Origin of the sequence: Bdellovibrio sp. HCB290 (assembly GCF_047305925.1) — a bacterium.
Taxonomy (GTDB): Bacteria; Bdellovibrionota; Bdellovibrionia; order Bdellovibrionales; family Bdellovibrionaceae; genus Bdellovibrio.
The window spans coordinates 1,974,207-1,998,215 of sequence record NZ_CP178620.1; the positions used below are offsets into that span (position 1 = coordinate 1,974,207).

General features: G+C 46.1%; 20 protein-coding genes. 6 read left to right on the forward strand and 14 right to left on the reverse strand.

What is annotated here, in order from left to right; all coding sequences use genetic code 11:
* Positions 1–105: 105 nt before the first annotated feature.
* From ACLVWU_RS09800 to ACLVWU_RS09810, 3 genes are all read left to right on the forward strand, one after another.
* Positions 106–369, forward strand: coding sequence for a hypothetical protein (locus ACLVWU_RS09800; protein ID WP_413574509.1), 264 nt, complete (start codon positions 106–108; stop codon positions 367–369).
* Between the two features lie 89 nt (positions 370–458).
* Complete coding sequence (locus tag ACLVWU_RS09805; RefSeq protein ID WP_340597355.1) at positions 459–653, forward strand: hypothetical protein; 195 nt, start codon at positions 459–461, stop codon at positions 651–653.
* A 62-nt stretch (positions 654–715) separates the two neighbouring features.
* Positions 716–1,909, forward strand: a complete 1,194-nt coding sequence (locus ACLVWU_RS09810) for an MFS transporter (RefSeq protein ID WP_413574510.1) — start codon at positions 716–718, stop codon at positions 1,907–1,909.
* Position 1,910: 1 nt separating this feature from the next.
* Here ACLVWU_RS09810 and ACLVWU_RS09815 read toward each other — a convergent pair whose 3' ends face one another.
* A complete protein-coding gene (locus tag ACLVWU_RS09815; RefSeq protein WP_413574511.1) occupies positions 1,911–4,226 on the reverse strand; it encodes an HD domain-containing protein in 2,316 nt (771 codons plus the stop codon).
* A gap of 27 nt (positions 4,227–4,253) precedes the next feature.
* The gene (mutS, locus tag ACLVWU_RS09820; protein WP_413574512.1) at positions 4,254–6,779 is read right to left on the reverse strand and encodes a DNA mismatch repair protein MutS; all 2,526 of its coding nucleotides are present in this window, start codon (positions 6,777–6,779) and stop codon (positions 4,254–4,256) included.
* Between the two features lie 205 nt (positions 6,780–6,984).
* Between mutS and ACLVWU_RS09825 the strand changes: the two genes are divergently transcribed.
* Entirely contained in the window at positions 6,985–8,076 is a 1,092-nt protein-coding gene (locus ACLVWU_RS09825) for a winged helix-turn-helix domain-containing protein (protein ID WP_413574513.1), read from the forward strand.
* 27 nt (positions 8,077–8,103) lie between these two features.
* Here the strand turns inward: ACLVWU_RS09825 and mpl are convergent, their stop codons facing one another.
* The 5 genes from mpl to ACLVWU_RS09850 are packed head-to-tail and all read right to left on the reverse strand — an operon-like array spanning position 8,104 to position 14,130.
* A complete protein-coding gene (gene mpl, locus ACLVWU_RS09830; protein WP_413574514.1) occupies positions 8,104–9,513 on the reverse strand; it encodes a UDP-N-acetylmuramate:L-alanyl-gamma-D-glutamyl-meso-diaminopimelate ligase in 1,410 nt (469 codons plus the stop codon).
* A gap of 36 nt (positions 9,514–9,549) precedes the next feature.
* Positions 9,550–10,611, reverse strand: a complete 1,062-nt coding sequence (locus tag ACLVWU_RS09835) for a serine hydrolase domain-containing protein (RefSeq protein ID WP_413574515.1) — start codon at positions 10,609–10,611, stop codon at positions 9,550–9,552.
* Entirely contained in the window at positions 10,611–11,543 is a 933-nt protein-coding gene (locus ACLVWU_RS09840) for a S66 peptidase family protein (protein WP_413574516.1), read from the reverse strand. The genes ACLVWU_RS09835 and ACLVWU_RS09840 overlap by 1 nt, the downstream gene beginning before the upstream one ends.
* Complete coding sequence (gene purB, locus ACLVWU_RS09845) at positions 11,540–12,832, reverse strand: adenylosuccinate lyase (RefSeq protein WP_413574517.1); 1,293 nt, start codon at positions 12,830–12,832, stop codon at positions 11,540–11,542. Before purB ends, ACLVWU_RS09840 begins: the two co-directional genes overlap by 4 nt.
* Positions 12,829–14,130: a hypothetical protein gene (locus ACLVWU_RS09850; protein WP_413574518.1), complete on the reverse strand. Its 1,302-nt coding sequence runs from the start codon at positions 14,128–14,130 to the stop codon at positions 12,829–12,831. The genes purB and ACLVWU_RS09850 overlap by 4 nt, the downstream gene beginning before the upstream one ends.
* A 365-nt stretch (positions 14,131–14,495) precedes the next feature.
* On the opposite strand from ACLVWU_RS09850, the gene ACLVWU_RS09855 reads away from it, so the two are divergent.
* A complete protein-coding gene (locus tag ACLVWU_RS09855) occupies positions 14,496–15,110 on the forward strand; it encodes a glutathione peroxidase (protein ID WP_413574519.1) in 615 nt (204 codons plus the stop codon).
* 109 nt (positions 15,111–15,219) lie between these two features.
* Positions 15,220–16,011, forward strand: a complete 792-nt coding sequence (locus ACLVWU_RS09860; RefSeq protein WP_413574520.1) for an outer membrane beta-barrel protein — start codon at positions 15,220–15,222, stop codon at positions 16,009–16,011.
* On the opposite strand, the gene ACLVWU_RS09865 is transcribed toward ACLVWU_RS09860, so the two are convergent.
* From ACLVWU_RS09865 to ACLVWU_RS09895, 7 genes are read right to left on the reverse strand one after another with little or no spacing between them, the layout of a single operon-like run.
* Positions 16,012–17,379: a sodium-dependent transporter gene (locus tag ACLVWU_RS09865; protein ID WP_413574521.1), complete on the reverse strand. Its 1,368-nt coding sequence runs from the start codon at positions 17,377–17,379 to the stop codon at positions 16,012–16,014.
* Positions 17,379–18,728, reverse strand: coding sequence for a ribosome biogenesis GTPase Der (gene der, locus ACLVWU_RS09870; RefSeq protein ID WP_413574522.1), 1,350 nt, complete (start codon positions 18,726–18,728; stop codon positions 17,379–17,381). The genes ACLVWU_RS09865 and der overlap by 1 nt, the downstream gene beginning before the upstream one ends.
* Complete coding sequence (gene era / locus ACLVWU_RS09875) at positions 18,706–19,614, reverse strand: GTPase Era (protein WP_413574523.1); 909 nt, start codon at positions 19,612–19,614, stop codon at positions 18,706–18,708. Before era ends, der begins: the two co-directional genes overlap by 23 nt.
* Before the next feature lie 2 nt (positions 19,615–19,616).
* The gene (gene rnc, locus ACLVWU_RS09880; protein ID WP_413574524.1) at positions 19,617–20,306 is read right to left on the reverse strand and encodes a ribonuclease III; all 690 of its coding nucleotides are present in this window, start codon (positions 20,304–20,306) and stop codon (positions 19,617–19,619) included.
* Positions 20,303–21,679, reverse strand: a complete 1,377-nt coding sequence (mtaB, locus tag ACLVWU_RS09885; RefSeq protein ID WP_413574525.1) for a tRNA (N(6)-L-threonylcarbamoyladenosine(37)-C(2))-methylthiotransferase MtaB — start codon at positions 21,677–21,679, stop codon at positions 20,303–20,305. The genes rnc and mtaB overlap by 4 nt, the downstream gene beginning before the upstream one ends.
* Complete coding sequence (gene mnmA / locus ACLVWU_RS09890; protein ID WP_413574526.1) at positions 21,664–22,746, reverse strand: tRNA 2-thiouridine(34) synthase MnmA; 1,083 nt, start codon at positions 22,744–22,746, stop codon at positions 21,664–21,666. Before mnmA ends, mtaB begins: the two co-directional genes overlap by 16 nt.
* The gene (locus tag ACLVWU_RS09895) at positions 22,739–23,944 is read right to left on the reverse strand and encodes a cysteine desulfurase family protein (protein WP_413574527.1); all 1,206 of its coding nucleotides are present in this window, start codon (positions 23,942–23,944) and stop codon (positions 22,739–22,741) included. The genes mnmA and ACLVWU_RS09895 overlap by 8 nt, the downstream gene beginning before the upstream one ends.
* Positions 23,945–24,009: the final 65 nt, after the last annotated feature.

A 24,009-nucleotide genomic window follows, 5' to 3' on the forward strand; every position in this document is an offset into this window, starting at 1 on the left:
CAGATACTTACCAAGGTATTTTTAGGCTCCATGCGCAATATTCTGGCACGCCCTGTGCTCTACCTATCAGTAACAAGGCAATAACAAATCTCAAGGGGGATTTATATGAAAGCACTTTTAACTATCTTCGTACTGGCTTATTCCTGCAGCTCTTTTGCTTGGATTTCTAAAGATGCAGTTCAAAAGGAATACACTTTCAAATACAAGCTTTCAGGACAATCACTTGAGATTAAAAAACAAGCTCAGAGCTATGAAGACGCTTACCGTGTTGCAGCCCAACAGTGCTTTAACCACTACAAGGGTTCCGGCAAAGTTTCAGAAGAGCGCGGTCTTGATATCATCGACGTTTGTGCAAATCCCCGCTCTTAATACAATGCATTAATCAGCAGGATTTCCTATTCCCCCATAGGTTATCCTGCATTATACTGGCTCCTGTATTATTTTAAGGAGCAGCTCACATGGGTATCATGAAATCCGTACTTGAATTTTTAGTTGGCAAAGATCCAGATATCTTCGACGAAAAAGGCAACGTCTCCCATAAGCTCCCTAAGAAAAAATGGGAAGCTTGGCACAACAGAACCAAAACTGACCCCACATACAACTGGCGCAACCACACTGGGATCACAGGCGCTCCTAAGAAAAAATCGAACTAGTTATTTAGACACCCACCCAAAAAGTGGGTGTTTTACTTTTCACACCCCGCAGGCACGCATCTATGACTCAATCTCAAGCATCCACCAATAAACTTTCATCGACCACGGTGTGGATTATGGCCATCGCCACGGGCCTGAGTGTTGCGAATCTTTACTACAACCAACCCCTGCTGGCCGAGCTACAACGGGATTTCGGTGTGAGCGTTAAGGATGTTGGCATCATCCCAACCCTGACCCAAGTGGGTTATGCCCTGGGGATGCTATTTCTGGTTCCTATGGGAGATATGTTTGAACGTCGCAAGCTGATCGTTCTGACTTCGGGGGCTGTGACTGCGGCTTTGCTGGTTGCAGCGACGGCGCAAAGTCTATGGGTCATGGTAGCTGCGAGCTTGTTGATTGGTTTATTCACCATGGTCCCTCAACTGATCATTCCCTTTGCAGCACATCTGGCGAGCGATGAAAATCGCGGCAAAGTCATCGGCATCATCATGAGCGGTCTTTTGATTGGCATTCTGTGCTCGCGCACGTTAGCTGGATTTATCGGTGACCTTTTCGGCTGGAGAGTGGTGTTTTATTTTGCCGCCGCTTTGATGACGGTATTGGCTACGTGTCTTTACTTTATGCTGCCTGCGAGTGAAGTCACTTATAGTGGCTCTTATGTGGGTTTAATCAAATCCATTGGTCAGTTGGTGAAGGAAGAACCGATCCTGCGTGAATCCGCAGTTGTGGGCGCGATGATCTTCGGCGTCTTCAGTTCTATCTGGGCTACATTGATTTTCTTGCTGTCTTCACCTCACTTCGGCATGGGTGCAAAAGAAGTGGGACTGTTTGGATTATTGGGAGCAGCTGGAGCTATGGCAGCTCCTGTCGTGGGCAGAGTGTCTGATAAAAAAGGCGCTCGCACAGGTGTTGCCATTGGACTGGGAGTATTGGCACTTTCTGTTTTGATTTTGTGGGGCTCTGGCGCCAGCATTGTCGGTTTGATTATTGGTATTTTTATTCTGGATTTTGGAATTCAAGCCGCACATATCGGAAATCAAACCCGTGTGTTTGCCCTGCGCGCGGATGCCCGCAGTCGCCTGAACACCGTTTACATGTTTTCTTACTTCATGGGTGGAGCCTTAGGTTCACTGTTGGGCTCTTATGCATGGAATGCCGGCCAATGGCAGGGTGTGTGCGTGGTCTTAAGCGTTGGCACTCTTATCGCTATTTTAGTTTTCTGGTTGGGACGAAATTCCAAACCCGCAAAAACTTAATTTAGTCTTGCGGGAGATTGAACTTCTCCTGCAGGGAACGCATCAACTCCTGAGATTCACCTTGGGCTTTTAAAATGAAAATATCATCCACCTGGCGCCCCCAGGTATGCACACGGGCTGACTTCACGCTGACATTCAGTTCGCTCAATGCTTTGGCCGCTGCCGCCAGCAATCCCGCCTGATCGGGACCGCGGAAACTGATCACCCATTCTTTATCATGGGCACTCATAAGTTGAATGCTATCAAACTTAACCGCAGGAACTTCTTTGGTTTTCGGCTGAGAACTCTTTAAAAGCTGCTCTAGCGTTTTCAGGTTTTTCTGAGTGGTGATTTGGAACCAATCATAAACTCCCACTTTAGGCAGAGTATGAATCGATGCATGACGAATCCCCAATCCCAAGGAATAAAACTGCCCGACGTAATCAGCCAGAATTCCTTTGCGATCCCGTTTTTGATGCAGACGAATCCAGACTTCACCCTGCTTGGTTTGCAGAATTTTAGGCGGCAGAGACTCGCTTGCGTCTTCCGCCTTTTTTAGATCCTCAACCAGATCTTTCATCGACAAACTATCAACCAGCACAGGCCCAAGCTCTTCGTACACATCTTCTGGAATATGCAGATGCTTCTCAGCCTTTAGCGTTCGGAAGGTGAAATAGTCCTGAGCTTTTTTACTTTCAAGATTTGCGACGAGCTCAGCCAGCAAGCGGGCTTTCCACTCATTCCAGGCTTCGGGGTTGGTCGCTCTGATATCCACGGCAGTAAAGATCGCCAGGCGCCTTAAGGCGCTTTTCTGAACACCCTTATCATGAAGCTCTTGCCAGACTCGGGGGTCTTTTGAATTCTTTCGGAATGCTGCCTGGGAAAGTTCCAGATGGTTTTTTACCATCCACTTAACGTCCTCAGTGATTTTTTTTGTAAAGCCAAAAGCTTTGAAATCACGAACAACGATATCGGTGCCTACTTCGGCGTGATCACCACTATCAAGACCCTTTGCAAGATCGTGATACATGCAAGACCATGTCAGGACTTGCCAGTCATAAGCTGTTAGCTGTTTTGCCACAGCTTCCAGGGGGCCAAGCTCTTTAGGCTTAGCGAAGACTCTTTTAATTTCTCGGCATGCCTGTAGTATGTGCGAATCGGCAGTATAACGATGATACTGATCGTGCTGAACGTATCCCACCAGACGCGTGATTTCAGGAACCAGACGGTCAATCAGGCGCGAACGAAAGACGCTGAAAATATACTCATCCTTGGATTTCACGTTCAAAACATTATCAAGTTCTTTGCCGCGAAGTTTACCAAGTTTTTTCAATTGTGTGATCGGCAAAAGATGATCCAGCTCTTCGCGCACTTTCTTTTGCATCAATACACCCGGATTTTTTTCCAAGGCCGCAAATAGATCTGCCGGCTTATAAAATTCCGTGCGTTCGATTTTTTTCAGCACTTCTTCGGGCGCATCAGCGACAGCAATAATCCAGTCGGAATAAAAATTCACCCGGGACAATCCACGCTGCAAACTGCGCATGAAATCTTTATGGGATTTAAATCCCATCCATTTACCCAGATCGAATTGTGCGGAACTGGAAAGAATGTCGCCATGACCTTCCAGATGAAGTTTTTGTCTTAAGCTCAAAAGATAGTCGCGATAGTAATTTAGAACATTCAGCGCATGACCGGGATTCGTGAATCTTTCTGCGAACAATTCATAGATCTGCAAACCCTGCTCAAGATCTCTTAAACCACCCGGTCCGTATTTCAAATTTGGCTCCAGGTAATTGGTGATGGAATCGAATCTGTTTTCGCGGGCCTTACGTTCTTCCTTAACGGCCTTTAACAAGCCCTTGCGGAACAGATTCTTTTTGGACCAAATGCGCTTTTGCTGTTCGAACAGTTTTCGTGCGCCTTCGGGAGTAAAAGGTTTCGCTTTTAAAAGCGCCAGAACGTCAAACGCCTCAACCCCTTCCGTCCAATCCAAAGGATTTGCCGGCATACGGTAGCGAATTTTTAACCCCTGCTCCTGAAGCAGATTGGTGAAATCCCGCACTTTGTCTTCGTCACCGCAAAACAAAATATCAATATCAGATTTTGGACTAAGCTCGCCGCGAGCCCAGGAACCCAGCATGATGGGATGAGTGTCGCGCCATTGAGGATGGGCTTTAAGTGTTTCTTCAAGCTTTGCTCCCAGCCACGCGGAAAAATTCTGGCTTGAAAAACAAAACACCTGGCGGACATCTCCGTCAGGTGTCATAAGTGGTGGATTTAGAATTTCTTGTGCCTGAACAAGTTGTTCACTAGAGAGAAACGTCTTGGCTGCCATAGATAAAATGATCAGCCAAATCCAGCTCTATTGCAAGCTGGTGTTTTCTGCGATTTCCTTCCACTTGGCAACCTGACTCATCACCTCCATAGGGCTGGACTGCAACAGCGGATACTTTTGCAATTCATTCATCAAAGACTTAACGCCTTCAGGTACCACTGGAACTTCCACGGCAATTGCGGCCGAAGCTTCATGTGATTCTTCAACATGGTCCAGGAGTGACAATTGACTGCTGGCTTGAACACGTTTGGATTCAATTTCACGCAGCAGGCTTTTTGCACGCTTAGTAACCGTTGCCGGCAAGCCTGCAAGCTCTGCCACTTGCACCCCGTAAGATTTCAAAGCTGGACCTTTCACCAAAGTGTGAAGGAAGCGGATTTCGCCGTTTCTTTCCGCCACAGTCATGTGGGAATTGGTGATTTGGCCGTAACTTTGATCCAACGTTGTTAGCTCGTGGTAATGAGTCGCAAAGAACGTCAGTGCCTTCACTTCACTTAGCAAATGCTCAAGGATGGATTGTGCCAAACACATCCCATCAAAGGTACTTGTTCCACGACCGACCTCATCCAGGATTACCAGAGAGTTTTTAGTCGCATTTTTAAGCATCGCTGAAGTTTCAGTCATCTCGACCATGAAAGTGGAAAGTCCTTCTGACAACTGATCGCTTGCACCAATACGCGTGAAGATCGCATCAAAGATCGGAAGCTTTGCTTCGTCCGCCGGAACGAAGGAACCCATTTGAGCCATGATGGCATTCAAAGCCACCTGACGCATCAATGTCGACTTACCGGCCATATTCGGCCCTGTTAACAACAAGCAAGAATGTGGATGCAGTTCGATGTCGTTCGCGACGAAATTAGTTTTAACAGTTTGCTCAACCACTGGATGGCGGCTGGCTTTTAACTGCAAGGAATTGTTTTCTGTAAATTGAGGACGCGCATATTTTTCTTCAAGACTTAACCATGCAAGACTTGAGATCACATCCATCTCGCTGCACTCGTGAGCCAATGTTAACAAAGCTGGACATTGAGTCAGGATCTCTTTGCGAAGCATATCGAAGAATTCAAATTCCAAATCAGCACGCTTCGTATTCGCTGAAAGAACTTTTCTTTCAAGCTCGACCAATTCGTCTGTGCAATAGCGTTCTGCATTCGTCAAAGTCTGCTTACGTTGATAGTTCGCGGGGGCTTTGTCTTTATGGGAATTCGTGATCTCGATGTAGTAACCGAACACGTTGTTGTAACGAATCTTCAGACTCGAAATGCCCGTTTTTTCTTTTTCTTCGGCTTCCATCTTAGCCACAAGTGCTTGAGCATTTGTGGAAAGATCAATCAACTCGTCCAACTCAGAAGAAACGCCCTGACGAATCAGGTAACCTTGCTTTGTTGCCAAAGGGGGTTCTTCAACCAAAGTTCTTTCGATTTTATAAGCCAGATTGCGCAAGTTTTCGAAGTTCGCGGTCGAACCGCTGGCTTGAACAAAAACTTCCAAGGCGCTGAGGCCCGCATGCACGCTGCCAGCTAATGCCAACAGATCACGACCATTGCACTGAGGTTGAGAGATTTTACCCAGACGGCGTTCAATATCGCCCATTTGTCCCAGAATTTGGCGAGCACGCTTTAATTCCAAAACGTGACTGCGCCAGAACTCGACTGAATCCAAACGGTTTTCAATAGCCTTCACATCGCGAAGTGGAAAGCTTAACCACTGACGAAGCATGCGGCTGCCGGCAGATGTTTGTGTGCGATTGATCGCATGAAACAAACTTCCCAAACCTTCGCCCTTGTAAGTCGAGAAAACTTCCAAGTGTCTTAGCGTTGTGCTGGAAATATCCAGACGATGCTCAAGGTCTCTTTCAACAAACGGAGAAAGAGTTTTTAAAGCTTCCTCGCCAGAAAGCTGAAGAACGTAACTTAACAAACGCGCTGCTGATGCCGGAGCACCTTTCGCCAGAAGATCATTGGCGGAATCCATCAACTCTTCGTGATGAGAAATCAGAATACCATCAAGACCTGTCAATACGGCTTCGTGCTCTTTCGCGATAACAACTTCCGCAACTGGAAGAATCTGTACGAAACGCAAAAGCTCGGAAGGATTTTTTGATTTGAAGAAGAACGCTTCCCCAGTTGTTGAATCCAGGAAGCTGATAGAATCGTGATCCAGACTCACCAAGTAGTGAGGCTTAGTGCCATCCAAAGTATCTGAATCGTAAACCATGCCCGGCGTAAGGACACGAGTCACTCCACGCTTAACGATACCCTTGGCAGTTTTTGGATCTTCAAGCTGATCACAGATCGCGACTTTAAAGCCATGTGCCAGAAGTTTATTGATAGGACCCGCCACAGAGTGGTGAGGCATACCGCACATCGGAGTTTCGTCGGCTGATTTTTTGTTTCTTTGAGTCAGAGCAATACCAAGAACTGGCGCTGCCTTAACTGCATCGTCAAAGAACATTTCAAAAAAGTCCCCCATGCGGAATAGGAGAACTTTATCTTGATGGACAGATTTAATGTCCCAGTACTGCTTCATGAGTGGTGTAAGATTCGCTGACATAGGCGAAAAAAGTTATCGGATGGAGACACAGGTTTCACTCTCAAAATCCACTTTAACGCACTGCCTATTCAAAAGGTTTTTGGTGACTTGCCCCAGATTAAGCAACGCCGAGTTAGATTTATGTTACGCGCAAATTCTATTAAATTCTCATTTCACTTTCTGTAAGATCTTGACGTTATCCCGACAGAATTCTATTTACTTCAGCATGCTGAGCGAACTGAGTTCAAACATCAACCTGGCCAAGCTGAATTATCAAAGAGGGCACTACCAAGAAGCCTGCGATAATTCCGAACTCATTTGCGCTGAATCCGAAGTCATTGGTGACTTAAACAGCTGGCTCTACGGCGTGCGATTTTTGATTCAGGCAAGCTCCGAGCTAGGAAAACTCGAGCAGTTTAAAAATCACTTTCAAAAACTGCAAATTTATGAAAAAGAAAATCTAGATTCCACAGTTCACGGCAGAATTCTGCATAATATTGGCCTGTGGCGAATGGCTCAGGGAGAAGATAATCTAGCTAAGCACTATTTCCAGCACGCCCTTGAGCAGTGTACTGCCACTCAGGACCTGGAAACCGTCGCCCGTCTATTGCAAGAACTTGCCATCGTTACTATGAAAGGCGACCCGATTGAGGCCTTGAAGTATTTGGACAAAGCTTTGCTTCTGACCAAAGAACTTCAACTGGAAGAGATTCACACAAGCTGTCTTGTGGTAAAAAGCCATGTCTTTCTGGATGAAAAACGAGCGGATGATGCGTTAGATGCCATCTGGAAAGCCTATGAAAAGGCACAACAAAACTCCCTGCACTACCTGATAGTTTATATTCTGGTGCAAATGGCGGCCGTTTACGAAGCGCAAGGAAAACGGAACGAAGCGACGATTTATCGCTCCCTTGCCATGAAGGGCCTGGATGGTGACATCTCCCATCGCCTGCGCACAGTGAAAGCACAACTAGCACAAGAGACTCAATTCACATCCGAAGCTGATCTGATCATTGATCAGGTGAATTTTAAAATTAAATCCCGTTCAAAAGGCGAAGTGGATTTTAAAAATCAGCACATCCTTTTTGATCTACTAAAACTATTCGTACAGAACCAAGGCGTTCGATTCACCAAAAACTATCTGGTCGAAAACATCTGGGGCTACGCTTACGATCCGTCGGTTCATGACAATATCATTTATGTATCGATAAAAAGGCTGCGCACTCTGTTAGAGCCGGATCCAAACTCACCAAGCTTCGTCCTGCGCGATCGCAAGGGATATTACCTACCAGCCAACGTCACTGTGAAGTTCAAATAAAAAACCCGACTCGCGCCGGGTTTTTCTTTATTCAAGAGCTTTTAGAAGTTTTGTGTAAATCCCGTCAAATCCACCGTTGGACATGATCAGAATCACATCCCCGCTTTTTGCTCGGGATTTTAAGGCCGCCACAATCTGATCAGCTGAATCGAAATCTTCAGCTGTTACGCCAGAAGACTTAAGATCCGCCACCAATTCGTGAGAGGAGAAGCGATTCTCTTCATCGATTTTGGATTGATCAAAGGCCTTCGCCAACATCACTTCGTGTGATCCTTTAAATGCCTCGACATAGTCTTTTTGGAAGACTTTACGTCGGGACGTCGCACTTCTTGGTTCAAAGATCGAGAAAACTTTTCTGTTCGGATACTTCTTCTGAATACCTTTCACTGTCTCACGCACCGCTGTTGGATGATGAGCGAAATCCTCGATTACCAGAATACCGTTAGGCTCCCCCAGAATCTCCTGACGGCGCTTAACACCTTCGAATGATTCCAACGCGATTTGAATTCTGTTTTCAGAGAAACCCAGGCACTTCGACATTGCAACAACCGCAGTGGCATTCAGTATATTGTAATCCCCTGTGATCTGCATATTGTATGGCCCCAGGATTTCGCCTTTGTGGTGAACCTCAAAGCCAATGCCTTTTTCATTCTGGAAAAGAACTTTCGCTCTGAAATCTGCATCCGCTTTAAAGCCGTAAGTGAAGTTGTTCTTTGCCTTACAAAGCTTGCGCAGCTCCATAACATTTGCGTCTTCAGCACAAGCCAGCAATGTTCCATCCGCAGGAATCAAATGCATCAACTTCGCGAAAGAATCTTTCACTGCCTGCAAATCTTTATAGATATCCGCGTGATCAAATTCAACCGAAGTCAGCACAACGTGTTTCGGCTTGTAGTGAACAAACTTGGGAACTTTATCAAAGAAAGCGGTGTCGTACTCGTCACCTTCAATAACGAAAAGATCGCCTTCCGGATTTTTAAAGCTTTGCGAGAAGTTTTTCGGTATTCCACCGATCAAAAACCCAGGTTTTTTACCGGCATTTTCCGCAACCCAGGACATCATTGAAGTCGTCGTGGTTTTTCCGTGAGTACCGGAGATCACGACACTGTCGCGATTTTCGATAATGAACTCACCCATTGCCTTAGGCAATGAAGTGTACGGAATCCCCAACTTCACAAGCTCCTGAGCCTCTTCGTTATTCGCAGAAATAACATTTCCCACAATAACGAAATCCGGTTTCGGATGAAGGTTTTCCGCCTTGTATCCTTTTTGAATTGAAATCCCAATGCTTTCCAATTGCGTGGACATCGGAGGATAAGGATTCATATCACTTCCGGTGATTTTGAATCCACGGTCTTTTAAAAGACCCGCCATTGACGCCATTGCAGTCCCGCAAATACCCATCAAGTGAATGTGACAACCAGGTTTTAAATCCATCTAAACTGCTCCTTGGGTTACAGCCGCTTGGGCGGCTTACACACCAGACCTTCTATAATTTTCAACAATCCAATTGTGAATCTCGGAACGTAATTTGGCAAAGGCCTTGTTATCAGACCCATACAAAACTCGATTCGAAAGGATATTCACGCTCATATCCAACTTGGGATCATACCAGACCGAAGTTCCCGTGAAACCCGTGTGACCAATAGAATCCAATGAGAAATAGCTGCCACAGCTCGCGGAGCCTGGCGTCGGCATCATATAACCCATCGCCCAGTCACCCTTACCTTCAGGCAAAGCCCGCTTGGCAAAGAGCTGCGCCGTCTTTTGGCGGATGCTATAACGGGCAATCCCCAACAACTGCGAACGCAGATGCAATGAATACCAGCCCAGGTCATCAATGCTGCCAAAAAGACCCGCATGAGTAGAGACACCTCCAAAAGACCAGCAGTTCAAATCATGGACTTCGCCCTGCACCAGTTTTTTACGTACTGGACACTCTTCCGTCGGAGCAAACAAGGATTGCTTCGTTGTGGATACGTTACCCGGATGGAACTCCAAAGTGGTTCCGGCATAGAATTTATTTTTGATATCCACCCAGACATCCAAAAGTGGTTTTTCGAAAATCACTTCCAGAATGTAACCCAGAACGATAAAGCCCACATCTGAGTATACAGCCGTTTCAGATTTCTCGATTTTCAGACCTTTGACGATGTCACGCAGTTGTTCACGGCGTTTTTCCATGGACTGATTCATATTGATTTCTTGATAGAACGGCATCCACCAAGGAAGTCCCGAACTGTGAGTCATCAACTCGGTGATTTTAGCCTCAGGAGACTGAAACCAAGGCAAAAACTCTGAAACCTTCGTTTCAAAATTCCACTTACCAAGTTCGAAAGCATACATCATCGCCTGCTGAGTGAAGATCACCTTAGTGACACTCGCGAAATCATAATACGCGTAGGTATTGCCAACAGAGACGTCGCAAATAATACGCCCACCCTGATAGGCACGAACCATCACACCCGGGGTGGTATCGCGAATACGATCTTCAAGTTTTGCGATCAGATTCTTTTCCAGAACTGAAAATTTCATTAGGCTTTTCCTCCTGTATCAATCGAGAGCAGCACCTTGCCGCCTTGCTGTTGCAAAACGCATGAAGTGTTTAAAGGTACTGGTCTCTGAATCACATTGTGGCCCGCTTCCAATCCCTGAAAAACAGGGATATCAAGATCCTCGGACCAGCGTTTAAATACTTTTTTAAAATTGTTCGAATTGGTGCCAGGCTCATTCCCGCCAATGAAATCACCAAGTATCAAGCCATGACATTGCTTGAATACGCCTGCCTGGCGCATATGCTCCAGCATTTTATCAATGCGGTAACCACGCTCTCCGGCGTCTTCAAGGAACAAGAACTTGTTCTTCGCCTGAATCTGCCAAGGAGTTCCGATCGTCGTCTGCAACACAGACAAGTTACCGCCGACAATACTGGATTTTTTAAGTTTTATGTTACGTGCCTGATCATTCAGGGCTTTCAACTTTTTAAATTCAATCCCTTTATCCGGACCAAACAGGATACGGTGCAGTTCTTTTTCATGCTTGGCAGAAACCTGTCCACGTCCCAAACGATCCAGCAATGGAGCATGCAGAGTGCTCCAGCCCCATTCCTGCGCAAAGAAAGTATGCAGTGAAGTGATATCACTGATACCAATCAAAAGTTTTGGTTCTTTGGGCTTCTTAAGTTTTGCAAGCATTGGAAGTAGACGATTACTGCCGTATCCACCACGCAGACACCAAATGACTTTGGAATCTTTAGATTCAATGGCCGCTTTTAAAAAAGCGAAGCGCATCTCATCTTCATGAGCATGAAGAAAATGGGGTTTAATAATATTTTTCGGGATTCGCGGCTCCAATTTCCATTTCAGCAAAAAATCTCTGGCGCCGTCGACCTCAGGCAATTGCACGGGATAACCCGGTGCTACCACGTCGATGATGTCGCCCTCTTTAATAAAGTCCCACTTTGTCATTTTACTTTTACTCTTTTCACGATGTCTTTGATCGCCTTTTTGTGCTTTTTGCCGGTAAAGATTTCTTCAATCTCTTTAGGCTTCAGCAACGCCCGTGCTTCATCACTGGTCATAAGCTTGTCTTTTAGATGCTCGCCATAACCCAAAGCGTGACACAGACGCTGAACCAGCACATAGGCATCTTCACGGCGCATGCCTTTGGCTACCAACGCCAACAACACATGAGAGCTGTAAAGCTGCCCTTGTGAGCTTTCAATATTATCCAACATGCGCTTTTTATTTACTTCCAAACCATCCAGCAAAATACTCATGCGGTGAACAGCATAGTCCGCCACGATAAAAGCATCAGGAAAAATCACGCGCTCGACCGACGAGTGACTGATGTCACGCTCATGCCATAGTGCCACGTTTTCCATCGCTGAAACTGCGTAGCCCCGCAACAAGCGAGACAAGCCGGTGATATTTTCTGCACTGATAGGATTTTTCTTGTGAGGCATCGCGGAGGAGCCCTTTTGCCCTTTGGTGAAACCTTCCGTCACTTCACCAACGTCACTGCGTTGCAAATGACGAAGTTCGATTGCCAGTCTCTCAAGGCCCGTTCCAACCATAGCCAGTGACAACATCATCTCGGCATGACGGTCCCGTGGAATAACCTGAGTCGCAATGGGTTCAGGTTTCAACTTCAACTTGCGCGCAACCATCGCCTCGACTTTCGGAGACTGACTGGAGTATGTTCCCACTGCACCGCTGAGTTTGCAGATATTCATATTATCCAAAGCTTCCTTCACTCGCTTTTTGTTGCGACGAAGCTCAGTAAGAAAGCCAGCCATTTTAAATCCGAAGGTTGTCGGCTCAGCGAACATGCCGTGCGTACGACCCGCACACAGGGTTTCTGCATGTTTCGCAACCAAAGCCTGTAATGACTTTTCCAGACGAACCAATGAAGCCATCAATACCTGACCCGCTTCACGAACTTGCAAACTGAAAGCCGTATCCAAGACATCCGAAGAGGTCATACCAAAATGAACGAACTTACCGTGAGGACCCACGTTTTCAGCGACATTCGTCACAAACGCGATCACGTCATGCTTGGTTTCTTTTTCGATTTCATTGATGCGCTTAACATTGAAGCGAGCATTCTTGGTGATAGCCGCAGCAGCCACTTTAGGAATCAAACCCAATTGAGCCTGCACCTGCGCCACTGTAACTTCAACTTGCATCATTTTACCGAAGCGTTGATCTACATCCCAAATCAAGCCCATCTCAGGGCGAGTGTATCTTTCGATCACAGACCAGCTTCCTTTCTTTTCTCTTTCTGTTCTTTCAACAGTTTTTCTTTCCACCAATTTTGAATATGCATCAAGGAAAGCTCGCTGCGCGAAAACATTGCTGTCCACGCAAAATGCGGCCATACCTCAGGTCCATCCAAATGAAGATTTCCATAAGCCACTCGACCACGGCGAGAATTTTGTTTTGCAGAAAACACCGGGAAGCGCGGAGCCCCCAGCTGTGCATAAGTGTAGTAATACTCCTGCGGGAAACTTAAAACTTCCGGCTGAGCCAAAGACATACGACGGAGTAAAATCTCCTTCATACGCAAACTACGATTGGTCAGATATTCTTTATTAAAACGCTGAACCGTTGGGATTCTCATCCACACATCAAATTGCTCAGCAGAAGAAGTTCTTTGCAAGACCATCATGTTCTCGTGAGTCCAAGGAGAGTTCACATCATCCAAAAGCACTGTGTGAAGCGGCAAAGAATTTCGTTCAGAACAAGATTGCAATGATACGCGATAACGAACCCAGCACCACTCAGATTCAAGCGGCCCTTCGTTGAAAAAATATTTACCCAAACGATCATTCAAGAAATAAGTCTCTTCACTGGAAAGCATCCAAACCAGTTGCTCCAATTTCAACAACCCCTGATTCTCACCAGCAATCTCAAGACCAGTAACAGTCTTCCCTGCACCAAAGGAAGCATCCACAATCTTCTGAGGCTTGATAACTTCCACACCCTTGTCACGCAACCAAGCAAAAGATTTCTCAAGTCCATCACGAGTAGCCTGACGAACCAGGAAAGAAGAAAACAAAGGTAAAGCTTCACCTTCAGTAGCTGCCAGTGCATTAGGCTTAAAAGTAGTCCCAGCAAGTTGGTGAGCAAAATGCAAAAGCCAACTCTGATCAAAATCAAAAGAAGTAACATTGCGACTCACCGCCCGCTGCAACTTATCATTAGCAGTAGACAACAAAACCTCTTTAACCTGAGGACTCAACGAAGAACTATCAATTTTAAATTTCGTAAGAGGACCCTTACATTCCAAGGGACCTTCAGGCAGCCACAAAGTAAAACCATTATGTAACTCTTCAAAAGAATCATCAGAATACAATCTCTCCATCTGAGACTCATTGATTCTCTCATTTCTAAAAAAACCAAAAGGTCCTTCAAGATCTTCTGATGGCCAAACACCAAGCTTCGATGAAACATCCAAAAGCGTAGTCTTAATCCCCTCGCGCGAAAGCGCAGCAGCCAACCAATGACCACGACCAAACGCCGAAACAATAACTACGGGACTACGAAGCTCCATCAATCACCCCAAAAAGCAGCTAAGATATTCAAATTAATTAGAAATTCTAAGCTTCCCCAAGTCAAAGATTCGCACCGCGCCATAGGGAAAATGCCTCCAACAAAAGACCTCCGTTCGACTGCCAGCATGGGAGAGGTAGGCTGTTCCGCGACACGGCGTCCGTGCCTCACCGTCGCCGCCGCAGGCGGTTCGCGCATCCTGCGCCGACGGAGGTCGCTGCACAGCCTACCTCTCCCATACTGGCAGTTGTCGAAGTGCTAGTTTTTGAGGCATTCTCCCTATATTGGGTACTTCATTGGAGTTGTTTTTTGTTGGGGATGAGAGGATGATTTGGGGGATTTTCTTCTTTTTGAACTGGAGAGATTATGTTTCGTTTTTCTAGAGCTAGCTTGATTGTTTCGTTATTTATTATTTCGACGATTCTCGCTCCTTCATTGGGACTTTGCGAGGAGAAGAAAGAGGTTGTCGCAAGCAGTTCGGATCAGAAGCCGCAGAGTTTTTATGAGCTTTCGGCGAATGATATTTCGGGGAAGAAAGTTAACTTTTCTACTTATCGTGGGAAAGTTGTATTGGTTGTGAATACAGCTTCCCAGTGTGGATTTACTCCGCAGTTGAAGGACCTTGAAGCACTTTACAAGAAATATGCGGATCGTGGATTTGTTGTTTTGGCTTTTCCTTCCAATGATTTTAAGCAGGAAAAAGGCGACAACACTGAAGTTCAGACATTTGCGAAGAAAGAATATGGATGCACTTTCCCATTCTTCGATAAAGCACCGGTCACTGGCAAAGACAAGCAACCGGTTTATCAGTTCCTGACTGAGCAAAAACCGGGTTTGATTTTTAAGGATGTGAGTTGGAATTTTGAAAAGTTCCTGGTGAATCGTAAAGGTCAGGTGATTGAACGCTGGACTTCGATTACCAAACCTTCCTCTGATAAAGTCGTGTCTGCCATCGAAAAAGCACTGGCAGAACCACTATAAACAGATAACTGCGTCTCACCTTGAGACACTGGTACACTGAATGGGTCAATTTGCTAATTTTCCCTGAAGTTTTTGACAGTTTCACTCGATAATAGACTTAGGGGGAACTGTGAAAACCACCGGAAATATTCTACATTCTGGCCTTCTTGCTTTATTGCTTGTGGCGGGACTTTCTTTGACTGCCACTTCTGCGCATGCTGAAAGCTCGGATCAAAAACATTATCTTATTGCTCAATCAGATCCAGACGAAGCGTTCGACCCTTTCTCTGATTACTCTGAATTCGACGAAGACTCTGACGAAGAAGCTGACGTGAACTTCTTCCGCAACGGCCGCTTCCTGACAGTGGGTCTTGCCGGAGGTTATCGCGGATTCACAGGAAACTTTGCTGATCAGTATTCAGCGGCCCCTTCCTTTGGTTTGTATTTGAGTTACTTCTTTGACTTGAGTCTGGCGATGACTTTGGGCTTTCAAACTGGCGATCACGCCGTTAAGTTTGGCACCATCGATGGTGGTGGTAACCCTGGTCCGACTTACACAGGGAATGTTTCGATCACATCAATCAACTTTGATTTGAAATACTATCTGAACACACAAAACGTGACTCGCGGCCTTGCTGATTTGAATCCATACCTTTTGGGTGGTTTCGGTCAATTCTATCGCACCTACACGATTTCAGGCATTGATTCTTACAGCCGTGATTCGACGATGGGTTTTGATATCGGTGCCGGTGTTGAGATTCCATTGATGCGCAAAAAAGCCTATCTGGGCCTTCAAGCAGCTTATCACTATGTGAATTTTTCGGACGAGAGTAAAACCATCGTGGATAACACGTACAAGCTGGACAAGAATCTTTCCGGCGACTTTTATGACTTTACCTTTATCTTGGGAATGAACTTCTAGTTAGAGTTCCTGGAACCAGGCAATCACCTGCAGTGTATATCCAATCAGAATCACTGCGGGTGCAATCCACTTCAAAATCATAATCCAATGTGAATACATCGAATAGCTGACAAATTTATCGCGATCAATAAAACTGATCTCTTTGTCTTTTTCAGATGTGCCTTTGTAGAACGTAAACAAAATCCCCAAGGCAACCAATGGCAACAACCAGTTGATCAACAAAGAATCCAGGGATTCAATCAAAGAATGCCCCGAGATTCGCACCGTATTCAGTACTGAACTCGACAAGGCCGGCAGGATAGCCAACAACAAAGCGGCAGCCCCTGAATACCAGGTCGCCTTTGTACGTTCGACTTTTTTATACCGATCCACCAGATTGGAAACTACAACCTCAAGCAAACCAATACTTGCATTCAGCGCTGCCAGATAAAGACAGACAAAGAATACAAGACCAAACAAAGTACCACCGGGAATCCCCAACAAGTATCTTGGCAAGACTTCAAACATCAATGCTGGATCTGTCAGAGGAACGTTAGAGGCCTGAAATGCCACTGGGAAAATCATCACCACGGCCAGCAAAGAAATAACCGTATCCACCAAGGCCACACGGAAACCTGCCGTCGGAACGTGGTCTTCCTCACGAAGATACGATCCGAACGTCACCATGGTTCCAAAGCCCACAGACAAGGTGAAGAAAACGTGCCCCATGGCGTGACCCAAAGATGACAAAGTCAGTTTTGAAAAATCAGGATAAAACAAGAAGCGCATCACTTCGGGAGTTGATGGCAAAGAAAAAGATTTGAACAGCAATACCGCAACCAAGACTGCAAAAAGAGGCATCATATAGCTGATCCACTTCTCCAGACCTTCCTGCACGCCCTTTAAAACCACGACCACGGTAATCAGAATATGTGCACTGGCCAACATCACCTGCAACCAGCCATTGGACATCAATGCCGCAAGATTGGTTTTATTCGTGGCGCCTTCGGCATCCAAAAACAAAGAAACGAAAAACTGGGTCATGAAATGCAGAACCCAGCCACTGATGACTGCGTAATAAGAAAACACAATCACACTTAGGATCACCGCCAGACGCCCCACCCATCGGAAAGAGCGACTGGTTTTTTGACCCATCATATCGGTTGCGACGATCACGGAACGACGGGTGTTTTTACCCAGCATTAATTCCGCAATCAACATCGGTGCGCCTACGGCTAAAGACAGAAAAACGTAAAGCAGGATAAAGGCCCCGCCCCCGTTTTCACCGACCACATAGGGAAAACGCCAAAGATTTCCCAGACCGCAGGCAGAGCCCACGGCCAACAGGTAAAATCCAAAACGTGTTCTCCATGAGCCGCGTTTAAGCATTATTCCTCGATGTTCGCACCACGGCGGGATTTCATACAGAAGATACGAATTGGCAATCCATGAAGATCCCATTTCTCTTTGATGTGCTTAATCAAGAAACGACGGTAAGAGTTCGTAACCCCATCCGGATGATTCGCAAACGCGATAAATGCCGGAGGACGTTGGTATGTCTGAGTGACATAGTAGAACTTCACGTTCGTAGTACCCCAAACCGGAGCTGGAGTTTTACGAATCGTCTCAAAGAAGAAGTCATTCATCTCGCGAGTTGGGATTCGGAAATTGATTTGTTCAGAAACCTTTTCGATCATCTCGAACAAATCATCGATGCCCTGACCGGATTTAGCACTGGTAAATACGATATGCACGTCTGTGAAAAAGTGGAACACGCGCTCACACTGCTCACGGAAGGTTTTACGGTATTCTGGAATTTCCGCGCCACCGATGTCGGATTTATTCGCAACAACGATCACACCTTTGTGGTCTTCCAGGATAGACTGCATGATACGCGCATCCTGATCTGAAGGACCTTGAGTACCGTCGATCATCAACAGTATCAAATCCGCACGGCGAATAGACTCTTGGGATTTAAACGCAGAGATGATCTCCAGATCCTCTTCACGACGACGGGATTTACGCAAACCCGCTGTATCCACCAAAGTGTAGTTCTTCTCGTTATAAATGAACGGAGAATCCACGGCATCAATCGTTGTACCTGCGATATCAGATACCATCATACGGTTAACACCCAGGATACGATTGCAGATCGAGCTCTTACCAACATTCGGTTTACCCACGATAGCGATTTTCATCCCTTTGTCGTAAGTGAACTTTTGCTCAGGAATTTGATCTACAACCCACTCAAGGATCTGACCGATACCACGACGTTGCTCGAAAGCGGCTGAAATGATGTCGACACCGAATTCATAGAAATCAGTTTTCGCCATTTCTTCATCCTGTGCGCTATCAACTTTATTGATAACCAAAAGGAACGGTTTTCCTGTTTGCTTCGCAACACGGATAATGTCGCGATCTTCAGGAATCAAACCCGCACGACCATCCATCACCGCAATGATGTAGTCCACAGAGTGAAGGAATTCAGAAACCTGTTCTTTGATAAGTTTCGAGAAAATATCACCAGCCTCAGTGATACCACCTGTATCGATCAAATCGAACTGCTTACCCCAGATATCCACGGGTTCAATCATGATATCGCGGGTAACGCCGGCCTGGTTTTTAACCACGGCCTTACGAGTTTCAGTGATAATATTAAATAAAGTCGATTTACCGACGTTGGGGCGACCAATGATCGCCACCTTTGGAGCGAACTCAGTCCTCTGATTCTGTGACATAGCCCAACTCCTTCATAATACGTTTATTATCAAACCACTCTGGTTTCGCCTGAACTTTCAAATCCAGGAAAACCTTTGTATCCATCAGTTTCTCGATTTCTTTGCGGGATTCCATACCGATCTGCTTGATCACAGATGCGCCCTTACCGATCACGATCGCTTTTTGGCTTTCGCGTCCCACCAAAATCTCAGCGTAGATCTTTGGCAGAGGTCCGGTCTCATCAAATTTTATGATACGCACAGCAATTTGATACGGAACTTCCTGATGCAGATTCTCGAAACATCTTTCACGAATGATTTCACAAGCCATGTCGCGAACGTTTTCATTCGTAAACATTTCCGTGTCATACAAAGGTGCTGGTGACACTGGCAAAATCTCAAGGCATTCGATCAGGATCGCTTCACGCTCTTCCAGATCACCCTTGTAGGTTTTTGCAGAAACAGAGATGGCTTTTCCACCTTTGTCTTCAATCATCTTTTTCAAAATCAAAACACGGTGAGCTTTGTCTTCGATGTCTGTTTTAGTAACCACACCGATCCACGGTTTCTTCGAAGACGCGACCAGGTTGATGATCTTTTCAGCATCATCAGATTTGGATTCATCAACACTCACAACCGCCAAAAGAGCATCAGAATTTCTGATAACTTCCTCAGCTTCTTTCGCCAGGAATGCATTCAAGCCTTTATCAGCTTTAATCAAACCCGGAGCATCCACAAACACCACCTGACCTGCGTCAGATGTCCACATACCCAAAATACGACGGCGTGTTGTCTGTGGTTTTGCAGATACGATCGACACTTTTTCGTCGACAAGGAAGTTCATCAATGTGCTCTTCCCGGCATTAGGCTGCCCGATTAATCCTAAAAATCCTGCCTTGTAACTCATAACTAATTCGTCTCCTTAAACTTTGCATCTAAAGCGCTTTTCGCCGCATCTTGTTCGGCATTTTTTTTACTGCGTCCGCGCCCCTTGGACCAGATTTCTTCTTTAACTTTAACACACACCACGAACTGTCGATCATGGGGTGGACCTTCTTCAGAAAGCACTTCGTACTTCGGCGTTTCTTTCATCGCCTTTTGTACCAGCTCCTGAAGACGGGTTTTATAGTCCCGCTCAAAATCCTCATTCGCACAGGTCTTGTCACAAAGTGGCAGGAACTCCTTACGAATGAAAGTTTGAGCTGCGACAAATCCGCCGTCCAGATAAATGGCGCCTACCACCGCTTCCAATGAAGAAGCCAGCAAACGAGGTTTCAGCGCACCACCGGTTTGCGCCTCGCCTTTACCCAGTTGAAGAATTTTGTTCAGCTCCATATCACGAGCCAATTCAAACAAAACCTCTTCGTTCACAATCGAAGCGCGCTTCTTGGATAAACCACCTTCATTGTCCTGCGGGTATTTTTCATACAAAAACTCCCCCACAACCAAATCCAGTACAGCGTCCCCTAGAAACTCGAGCTTTTCGTTGTGCTCAGTGTGATTCTTAAGTTCATTTGCATAGCTTTTGTGCGTAAGAGCTCGAGCCAGCAAAGCCATGTTTTTAAATTTATAACCCAGACGCATTTCCAAGGAGTTCACGACAGAACCTCCCCGATCAAATGACCTTCCATATGAGTTTTATTGGAATGATCATAGCCTGTGATTTTCACGTCGATCTCTTGCCCTGCCCAATGAGACAGGAAGCTTTCCGCCCCTGCAATGTCTACGGGCCAGTAATCATGACTTAAACCCTGACCACCTTTAGCTGCATTTTTCAAAACCAGAACTTTCTTAATAGTTCCAATTTGCAGGTTTGCTTGCTCGGTATAGCGGGCGATACTTAACTCACGCAGTTTCGCACCACGCTCGGCACGAACGTGCGGGTAAACCGATACATCCATCGCTGCAGCACGGGTGCCTTGGCGCTCGCTGTACGGGAATACATGCAGCTTCGTCCATGGCAGCTCTGCCAGACACTGGTAAGTGTCTTCGAACTGCTCGGCCGTTTCTGTCGGGAAACCTGTGATCACGTCCATCCCCACGAAGGAGTTTGGAACACGCTTTTCAATAGCCAACAAAGACTTACGAACATCGTCCTGAGTGTATTTGCGTTTCATATGATGAAGCACATCAGTGTTCGCACTTTGAATGCTCATATGAAAATGCGGACACAGGCGCGAATCAGAATACAGATCCAAAAGACGATCGGAAACTTCCACCGGCTCCAAAGACGACAAACGGAAACGCGGCATTTTAGTTCTGACCAAAAGATTTTCAATCAGATCTTCCATCACCATTTGCTTCCCGTTGATCTCGTCCTCGTAATCACCGATATGCACGCCAGTCAAAACCACTTCGCGGGAACCTTCAGCGTAAAGATCATTAATACGCTGAACCAGGTTCGCAATAGAGATAGAACGCGATTTACCGCGAGCATAGGGAATAATACAATACGTACAGAAGCTGTTGCAGCCATCCTGAATTTTCAGGAAAGTGCGAGTGTGGTGTTTTTCAATACCGCCACCCATTTCCAAATCTTCTTTTTTAAAGATATTGGATTTAAATACTTTCTCGGTCAGTTCACCACGGAAGTGCTTACCCAAAAGTTCCGGCAGATTTCCTTTGTGCGAGTTTGCCACAATAAGATCAGCACCTGGAAGACTTGAGAAAGAACCCGTATCAACCTGTGCAGCACAACCAGTGACGACGATCGTACAAAATGGATCTTTCACTTTAAGGCGACGAATATAACGAACTGCCTCTTTCGTCGCTTCTGCAGTTACAGCACAGGTATTCAAAACGTGAATGCGCGCGTCTTTTTCGCCACGGATCACCGGAGCAAAACCATTCGCATTCAGGTTCTTTTGAATAAGACCCGCATCGTAAGTATTTACCTTACAACCAAATGTGTGAACTTGATACTTGATATCGCGGTTCACTGTTGGAGTGGGTGTCTCTACAGAGTGATCCATCCGCCTCCTACAAGTTCGCGCTCGCGATAAAACACTGCAGCTTGACCTGGAGTCACTGCGCGCTGAGGTTCCTGGAATTTAAGCTTGAATCCTTTATCAGTCTTATAGACTAACGCCGGAGAGCCTTTGTGTTGATAGCGGATTTTAACATTCATCAACTCGCCGTCTTGCAAATCACCCAACATGTGAGGATCCACAACGTCGACTTCATGAGCAAACAGATACTTTTCGTCGCCCACCCATACGGTGTTGTCAGCAGCGTCTATTTTAATCACGAATAGCTTTTCGTGGTGATCCATACCCAGCCCCTTACTTTGACCGTAAGTGTAGTTATGAATACCTTCGTGCTTGGCCATCACGGTACCATCTGGATAGCGCTTCAATAGACCTTTTTTAGAATCCAAAACTGCTTTTGGAACCTGACCTTTGATGAAGTTTTGATAGCCCATGCCACCCACAAAGCAAATGCCTTGAGAGTCTTTTTTCTTGGCTGTTACCAATCCCATTTTCTCAGAGTACTCACGCACCTGAGGTTTCTTCATGTCGCCAATCGGGAATAGAAGTTTTGGAACCAATTCTGGATCAATCGTGAACAAGAAATACGTTTGGTCTTTCCAGTCGTCTGTCGATGTATGGATGGCAGACTTGCCGTTTTCATCTGTTACGATTTTCGCGTAGTGACCTGTTGCCAGGTAATCACACTCAAGCTCTTTCATCTTTTTAACCAGATGATCAAATTTCAAATAGGTATTGCAGTTCACACATGGAAGTGGTGTTTGCCCCTCCAGGTAAGCTTTCAAGAAAGGATCAATAACCGCAGCGCGGAACTTCGCTTCGCAGTTTAAAACGTAAAACGGAATGCCCAAACGATCCGCGACGGAACGCGCATCATCCACATCGATAGAAGAACAGCAAGTGCCGTTGCCTTCCTCGATATCACAAGATGAGTAATCCCATACTTGCATGGTCGCCCCAATAACTTCATAGCCCTGTTCCACTAACAGCGCAGCCGCGGCTGAACTGTCCACGCCTCCGCTCATAGCAACAAGAACTCTTCCCTTAGACATGATAAGTGTCTCCCTCTTCGTGTTCAATGGATCGCAAACGAGTCACGACCGCTTTTAATGCTTCAACAAATCCATCGACTTCTTCCAAAGTCGTGTCCCAACCCAGACTTACGCGCAAACTGTTTTGCGCTTCCTGACGGCTTAAGCCCATCGCGAGCAACACCGGACTTGGCTCGGGATTACCACTTGAACAAGCAGCCCCCGTGCTTACCGCATAGCCCTTGATATCCAAAGACATCAACATGGTTTCCCCGTCAGCACCCTTGATAACCAATGAACTGGTATTACCCAGTCTTGGTGCTTCGACCGCAGTGATTGTCACATCCGGGATCTCGTTCAAAATACGCGCTTCCATATGATCGCGCAGTTTACTGACTTCAAATGCTCGCTCAGAAACCAACGGAGCGCGCCCTGCCATCAAACCCAGGCACGCAATTCCCAAAGTGTTTTCAGTGCCACCACGACGGTGACGTTCCTGACCGCCTCCATGAATCAAAGGACTGACGTTCATGCCCTTTTTCATGTAAAGCACACCGGTGCCTTTGATTGAGTAAAATTTGTGACCGGAAATAGATGCGAAATCTACGTTCAACTCTTTGAAATTCAAATCTGCTTTGCCAAAACCCTGAACGGCATCGGTGTGAAACAAAGCACCCTTAGCGTGAGCCATCTCGGCCATTTGTTTGATCGGAAACAATGTACCGGTTTCGTTATTCGCAAACATCACAGAAACCAAAGCAGTTTCTTCACTTAAATGGTCAGCATAGAACTTCAAATCAATAACGCCTTCGCGACTGACTGGGATATAACTCACGCGAGCTCCCAGGGCCTCAAGGTGCGCCATGGTTTTCATGATACTTGGATGCTCGACCGCAGAACACATGAAGTGCGTGCGACGGCGCTGTTCGGGAGTGATAAACTGTGCGGTCTGATAGTAATCAAAAAGACCTTTGATGACCGTGTTGTTGGCTTCGCTGCCACCACTAGTGAAAACAATTTCCAACGGAGAAATATGCAAGGCTACGGAGATCGCTTTACGTGCATCGCGAATTAAGTTCTTAGGCTGTCTTCCGCCCCAGTGGATGGAGCTCGGGTTGCCACCAGCTGCTGCAAAATCAGGCAGCGCTGCAATCACTTCTGCACACACCGGGGTGGTCGCATTGTGGTCGAAATAGTGAAGAACTTTGGGTTGAAGCATAAGTGGGCGGAGACTACCACAGTTGCTAAGTATTGAAAACCTCTATATTTTTAGCGCCTATTCAG

What these genes read in the sequence shown, in the direction of transcription:
- ACLVWU_RS09800 (WP_413574509.1), top strand. Translation starts at nt 106, where the DNA reads ATGAAAGCACTTTTAACTATCTTCGTACTGGCTTATTCCTGCAGCTCT.
- ACLVWU_RS09805 (WP_340597355.1), top strand. Translation starts at nt 459, where the DNA reads ATGGGTATCATGAAATCCGTACTTGAATTTTTAGTTGGCAAAGATCCA.
- ACLVWU_RS09810 (WP_413574510.1), top strand. Translation starts at nt 716, where the DNA reads ATGACTCAATCTCAAGCATCCACCAATAAACTTTCATCGACCACGGTG.
- ACLVWU_RS09815 (WP_413574511.1), bottom strand. Translation starts at nt 4,226, where the DNA reads ATGGCAGCCAAGACGTTTCTCTCTAGTGAACAACTTGTTCAGGCACAA.
- mutS (WP_413574512.1), bottom strand. Translation starts at nt 6,779, where the DNA reads ATGTCAGCGAATCTTACACCACTCATGAAGCAGTACTGGGACATTAAA.
- ACLVWU_RS09825 (WP_413574513.1), top strand. Translation starts at nt 6,985, where the DNA reads ATGCTGAGCGAACTGAGTTCAAACATCAACCTGGCCAAGCTGAATTAT.
- mpl (WP_413574514.1), bottom strand. Translation starts at nt 9,513, where the DNA reads ATGGATTTAAAACCTGGTTGTCACATTCACTTGATGGGTATTTGCGGG.
- ACLVWU_RS09835 (WP_413574515.1), bottom strand. Translation starts at nt 10,611, where the DNA reads ATGAAATTTTCAGTTCTGGAAAAGAATCTGATCGCAAAACTTGAAGAT.
- ACLVWU_RS09840 (WP_413574516.1), bottom strand. Translation starts at nt 11,543, where the DNA reads ATGACAAAGTGGGACTTTATTAAAGAGGGCGACATCATCGACGTGGTA.
- ACLVWU_RS09850 (WP_413574518.1), bottom strand. Translation starts at nt 14,130, where the DNA reads ATGGAGCTTCGTAGTCCCGTAGTTATTGTTTCGGCGTTTGGTCGTGGT.
- ACLVWU_RS09855 (WP_413574519.1), top strand. Translation starts at nt 14,496, where the DNA reads ATGTTTCGTTTTTCTAGAGCTAGCTTGATTGTTTCGTTATTTATTATT.
- ACLVWU_RS09865 (WP_413574521.1), bottom strand. Translation starts at nt 17,379, where the DNA reads ATGCTTAAACGCGGCTCATGGAGAACACGTTTTGGATTTTACCTGTTG.
- der (WP_413574522.1), bottom strand. Translation starts at nt 18,728, where the DNA reads ATGTCACAGAATCAGAGGACTGAGTTCGCTCCAAAGGTGGCGATCATT.
- era (WP_413574523.1), bottom strand. Translation starts at nt 19,614, where the DNA reads ATGAGTTACAAGGCAGGATTTTTAGGATTAATCGGGCAGCCTAATGCC.
- mtaB (WP_413574525.1), bottom strand. Translation starts at nt 21,679, where the DNA reads ATGGATCACTCTGTAGAGACACCCACTCCAACAGTGAACCGCGATATC.
- mnmA (WP_413574526.1), bottom strand. Translation starts at nt 22,746, where the DNA reads ATGTCTAAGGGAAGAGTTCTTGTTGCTATGAGCGGAGGCGTGGACAGT.
- ACLVWU_RS09895 (WP_413574527.1), bottom strand. Translation starts at nt 23,944, where the DNA reads ATGCTTCAACCCAAAGTTCTTCACTATTTCGACCACAATGCGACCACC.